Source organism: Blautia sp. ZXY-1-B12 (assembly GCF_056339915.1).
On sequence record NZ_JBWJVP010000297.1, the window covers coordinates 1 to 4,807 of the forward strand.

The 4,807-nt window shown below is 49.3% G+C and carries 5 protein-coding genes and 2 pseudogenes; 1 reads left to right on the forward strand and 6 read right to left on the reverse strand.

Annotated elements, in window-relative coordinates:
• From AC075L_RS20710 to AC075L_RS20735, 6 genes and pseudogenes are all read right to left on the reverse strand, one after another.
• A pseudogene (locus tag AC075L_RS20710) lies at nt 1-1,473 on the reverse strand (recombinase family protein); the annotation flags it as partial.
• Between the two features lie 127 nt (nt 1,474-1,600).
• Nucleotides 1,601-1,795, reverse strand: coding sequence for a transposon-encoded TnpW family protein (locus AC075L_RS20715; RefSeq protein WP_002594231.1), 195 nt, complete (start codon nt 1,793-1,795; stop codon nt 1,601-1,603).
• Complete coding sequence (locus tag AC075L_RS20720) at nt 1,792-2,646, reverse strand: ATP-binding protein (protein ID WP_002594232.1); 855 nt, start codon at nt 2,644-2,646, stop codon at nt 1,792-1,794. Before AC075L_RS20720 ends, AC075L_RS20715 begins: the two co-directional genes overlap by 4 nt.
• On the reverse strand, nt 2,643-3,383 hold the full coding sequence (locus AC075L_RS20725; RefSeq protein ID WP_002594233.1) for a replication initiator protein A: 741 nt from the start codon (nt 3,381-3,383) through the stop codon (nt 2,643-2,645). The genes AC075L_RS20720 and AC075L_RS20725 overlap by 4 nt, the downstream gene beginning before the upstream one ends.
• Nucleotides 3,384-3,513: 130 nt before the next feature.
• Nucleotides 3,514-3,900: a cysteine-rich VLP domain-containing protein gene (locus AC075L_RS20730; protein ID WP_002594234.1), complete on the reverse strand. Its 387-nt coding sequence runs from the start codon at nt 3,898-3,900 to the stop codon at nt 3,514-3,516.
• A pseudogene (locus AC075L_RS20735) lies at nt 3,890-4,345 on the reverse strand (relaxase/mobilization nuclease domain-containing protein); the annotation flags it as partial. The gene AC075L_RS20730 and the pseudogene AC075L_RS20735, both read right to left, overlap by 11 nt.
• On the opposite strand from AC075L_RS20735, the gene AC075L_RS20740 reads away from it, so the two are divergent.
• The coding region (locus AC075L_RS20740; protein WP_476388119.1) for a hypothetical protein at nt 4,235-4,807 on the forward strand (573 nt) is incomplete at its 3' end. The pseudogene AC075L_RS20735 and the gene AC075L_RS20740 sit on opposite strands and share 111 nt — an antisense overlap.

The following is a 4,807-nucleotide window of genomic DNA, read 5'->3' on the forward strand; positions in this document are numbered from 1 at the left end:
ATGGTAGTGTGCCTGCGTACCACATTCATAAACTTTTCAGCGTTTGCGGTGGCTTCCTGCGCTTTGGAAAGTTCTTCCCGCAGTCTGGCGGCACGTTCTTTCAGTTCTTTCTGCTCGGCTTCATAGTCTGCCGACAGCTCTGTGAAACGCTCGTCCGATATGCGCCCGGTTACGCTGTCCTCATACAGCCGCTTGAAGATAGCAGATAACTCGGCTATGCGTTTCTCGGCGGCTTCCAGCTCCTTTTTCTTGGCGGCGTTCCTGCGTCTGTCCCCGTCCTCATTCTGCTCGATTAAAAGCTTCATAAACCGGGCTTCATGCTTTGCCGCATAGCTGGTAACTTTCCGCAGATTGGAGAGTACGCCAGCGGTCAAGAGGTCAGTGCGGATAAAGTGCGCTGTGCAGTCGGCGGTGCGTTTCTTGTAGCTTCCGCAGATATAACAGTCCTGCTTGCGCTTGTCCGTCTGGTATCGCTGCTGGTACATGACGCTGCCGCAGTCGGCACAAAAGAGTATGCCGGAGAACAAGCCCACTTCGTCATAACGGTTGGGGCGTTTGCGCCGCGGTCCCGCGTAACTCCTGCACCCGTTCCCACGTTTCCCGGTCAATGATAGGCTCATGGTGGTTCTCAAAAACCGCCTGCTTTTCCGGGGGATTTTCTATGCTGTGTTTCAGCTTGTAGGACGGCTTCTCGGTCTTAAAGTTTACCAGACAGCCCGTATATTCCCGGTTTTCCAGCAGATGAACCACGGTATTGGTCGCCCACTTGCACTCATAGCCGGGGTGGTAGCGGCGGGTGCTGCCCGTCCTGCGGTATTCCAGCGTCCCCGGCGTGGGGATTTGCTGCTCGGTCAGCATACGGGCTATCTTGGTCGGACCGTTCCCGGCAAGGCAAAGGCTGTAAATCTGCCGTACCACCGGGGCGGCTTCCTCGTCAATGATAAAGTTTTCGTCCTCGTCCATGAGGTAGCCATAGACGGGCTTGCTTGTGATGGGCTTTCCGCTCATGCCCTTAGAGCGTTTTACTGCCTTGATTTTCTTGCTCGTATCTCTCACCAGCCATTCGTTAAAAATGTTCCGCAGCGGGGCAAAATCATTTTCCCCCTGTGCGCTGTCCACTCCGTCATTGATAGCGATGAAGCGGACACCTTTCTGTGGGAAAATCATTTCTGTGTACATTCCCACCTGTAAGTAGTTTCGCCCTAACCTCGACATATCCTTGACGATAACTGTCCCGACTTTCCCTGCTTCAATGTCTGCAAGCATGGCTTGAAATCCGGGTCTTTGAAAGTTCGCACCGGAATAACCGTCGTCGGTGTACCAGCGCAGATTAGAAAATCCATTCTGTTTGGCATAGGTTTCCAAAATCCTCTTTTGGTTGGAAATGGAATTGCTCTCGCCTTGCAGCTCGTCCTCATGGGACAGTCTTGGGTAAAGGGCGGTAATGAGTTGCTGGGTGGTCTGTCTTAACATAAATTCCTCCGTTTCCGACAGCCAGCCCCACTATTCCGTACCTTGATTGTACCACATGGGGCGGCTGTCTGTATAGCGGCAAAAGCGTCAAATCTGCTTCTTTACGGTCGGTAAAAATGACGGTTTTTCAATCAGGCTTATCACAGGTCAAATATCCGGCGGCGGCTTCTGCTTCCAGCACTTTCATCATCTTGTCAGCGGCGGTGTCGGTCGCCCCCTCCTTGAAAAAGCCAGACACCACAAGGATTGTGTTGCCTATCCTCGTTTCGGTCACGCAGTCCGGGCGGCGGGCAGGGCGTTTGTTTCTCTGGGTGTCGGTCATAGGCAAATCTCCTTTCCGGCAAGCAGCCGTTTCAGCTGTTCCATTTTTCCCTGTGCGGCGGCTTTCCTCAAATTCTCCCCGGTAAAGCAGAGAGGGGAACACATTTCAAGCAGGCGGTCATAAATCCGGGCGTGGGCGGTGTCCTCCGGGTGCTGCAATTCCTCCAGCGTGAGGTTGGTCGTCACAATCAGCGGCTTCCTGCTCCGGTAGCGGCTGTCAATCACATTGTAGACCTGTTCCAGACCGTATTCTGTGCCACGCTCCATTCCAAAATCGTCAATGATGAGCAGGGGGAAGCTGCAAAGGCGGGAAATATATTCGTTCCTGCCCGCAAAGCTGGCGGCAAGGTCGTTTAATATTGCTGCAAAGTTTGTCATGCACACCGGGACTTCCTGCTCCATGAGGGCGTTTGCAATACACCCGGCAAAATAGCTTTTCCCAGTGCCTACCCTGCCCCACAAGAGCAGCCCGTAGTTCCCGTCCTTTATCTGTTCCCAGCGTGCCACATATCCGGCGGCGTTCTTCATCTGCGGGCAGCTGCCGTTATCGTTGGCAAATGTCCAGTCCTGCATGGTCTTGTCTGTAAAGCCCTGCCGTTTCAGCCGTTCCACCGTTTCAAGGTGGCTGCGCCGCTTCTCGGCGGCTTCCCGTTCCTTACGGGCTGCCCGCTGGCAGTCGCACTCTGACGGGTGGCGGTCACGCCCGAAAAAGGTCTTGCCCTCCGGGAAATAGGCTTCTTTGGGTTTCCGGCATTTGCCGCAGTATAAAAGCCCGTCCTCCCCGGTGTAATCCTCCGGCTCGGCTGTGGTGTCGGTCATAGGCAGTATGGTGTTGTGGATTGTATCGGTCATAGGCTTTCTCCCTCCTTGAATGAATAGTCCGGTATGCCTTTCTTTGGCTTCTCTTTGGCAGCGTCCTCCTGCGCCCACTTGTAAATGGTGGCTGCATGGCTCTGGTACTGCTTCCCGGTGGAAGCGATGTGGCAGGAAAGGCGGTCAAGGTAATACTCCCACTTGCCGGGGAAGTCCTGTTCCAGCTCCAAAAGTTCTGTGTCAGAAAGAAATACATTTTTATATCTGCCATAAGCGGCGGGGGGCTGCCCCTCACTCGCTCCTTTTGTTTGGCTCTCTATTAGGTTGTTTATATTAGTTTGGTTAGGGGACGGTTTTCCGACCGTCATAAGGTCAGTTTTCCGGCTGTCAGTTGGTCGGTTTCCCGCCCTTATGAGGGGCGGTTTTCCGTCCGTCAGTTGGTCGGAAAACTGTACCACTGGGATAGGCGGCACTTTCACATACAGACGGTTGGCGGCAGAAAAGCCCGTCCGTCTGCGTTCCAGCAGCCCGGCAGCGTCCAGTTCGTTCAGTGCGCCCTTTATGGTGGTGCAGCCTTTATCCAGCATTTCCGCTATCTCTGCTATGGGGTAGACAATGTATGTCCGTCCCTCGCTGTCCTGCCAGCCGTTCTTCTGCGAAAGGGTGGAACGGTCTAACAGCAGCGCATATAACTCTCTTGCGGTGTGGGATAGGTCTGTTTCCAGCAGGAAACGGGGGTAAGGCAGGTAAGCGGGCAGCTCCGTTCCTGCGGTCATATAATCAGCGATAGGGTTCACCTCCTTGTGGTGTCTGTCTGTGGGTTCTGTTACGCTTTTAGGGGGCGTTTTTAAGGGAAAAGGATAAATGTATCACGCACCCTTTGACACCCTCCAAAAAAGCCTTGATTTATGCGGGTTTGAAATGCCCTAAAGCGTGACATTTCTCCCTTTGTTTCCGCTTCCGTTTGGCGGCGTTTATCCGCTTCATGCGTCCGGCGCAGTCCGGGCAGTATTTCCCCCGGTTGGATTTTGGGAAGAAGAACGCCCCGCAGACAGCGCAGCGTTTCCGGCTTCCCCGGCGCAAGAGGGCGGCTTCCAGTGCTTCATCAAGGGGCAGGACAGCGGCGGTAAACCAGCGGCAGAGCAGCGAATAGCTGATACTCTGTACACACACGCAAGGCTCGCCGTCCTCCAACAGCAGGCAGTTCCCGCTGTCATAGTTGCAGCACTCATGCACAAGGCGGCGGGCTGCCCGGTACTGGCGGTAGTCCATGCGGGGGATATTACCGTTCATGGCTCTGCTCCTTTCTGCGCTGCGGCTCGCTCCGGCGTAAAATCTGGTCGATATTGCCCTTGACAGTCTGCAAGCGGCGGTACTCCTCCCGTTTTGCCCGGTAATCGTTGTAGCCGCTGTTTTTCTCTTTGATAAGGCTTTCAATCTCTGCTTGCAGGGATTTATAGCTCGGCAGCTTGGAAATGCCGTTCTCCCTGAAATAGCGGGCGGCTGCGTCTGCTATGATAAAGTCACTTTCATGCTTCTGACGGTAGGCTGCTTTTGCTTTGGCGTTTTTCTGCTGTTTCAGCCCGTCCCGGACAGGGCGGGTCTTGGAATAGGCAAGCACCTGCCGTTGCAGCTCCTTTTTCCCGTTCAGCGTCTTTTCCACCTGCTTCAACCACGCAAGGCTTTCCTGCATGGCGGCATAGGCGGCAGAACAGGCTTCGTCCAGTTCCTCCGGGGAGACAGAAAAAAAAAAAAAAAAAAAAAAAAAAAAAAAAAAAAAAAAAAAAAAAAAAAAAAAAAAAAAAAAAAAAAAAAAAAAAAAAAAAAAAAAAAAAAAAAAAAAAAAAAAAAAAAAAAAAAAAAAAAAAAAAAAAAAAAAAAAAAAAAAAAAAAAAAAAAAAAAAAAAAAAAAAAAAAAAAAAAAAAAAAAAAAAAAAAAAAAAAAAAAAAAAAAAAAAAAAAAAAAAAAAAAAAAAAAAAAAAAAAAAAAAAAAAAAAAAAAAAAAAAAAAAAAAAAAAAAAAAAAAAAAAAAAAAAAAAAAAAAAAAAAAAAAAAAAAAAAAAAAAAAAAAAAAAAAAAAAAAAAAAAAAAAAAAAAAAAAAAAAAAAAAAAAAAAAAAAAAAAAAAAAAAAAAAAAAAAAAAAAAAAAAAAAAAAAAAAAAAAAAAAAAAAAAAAAAAAAAAAAAAAAAAAAAAAAAA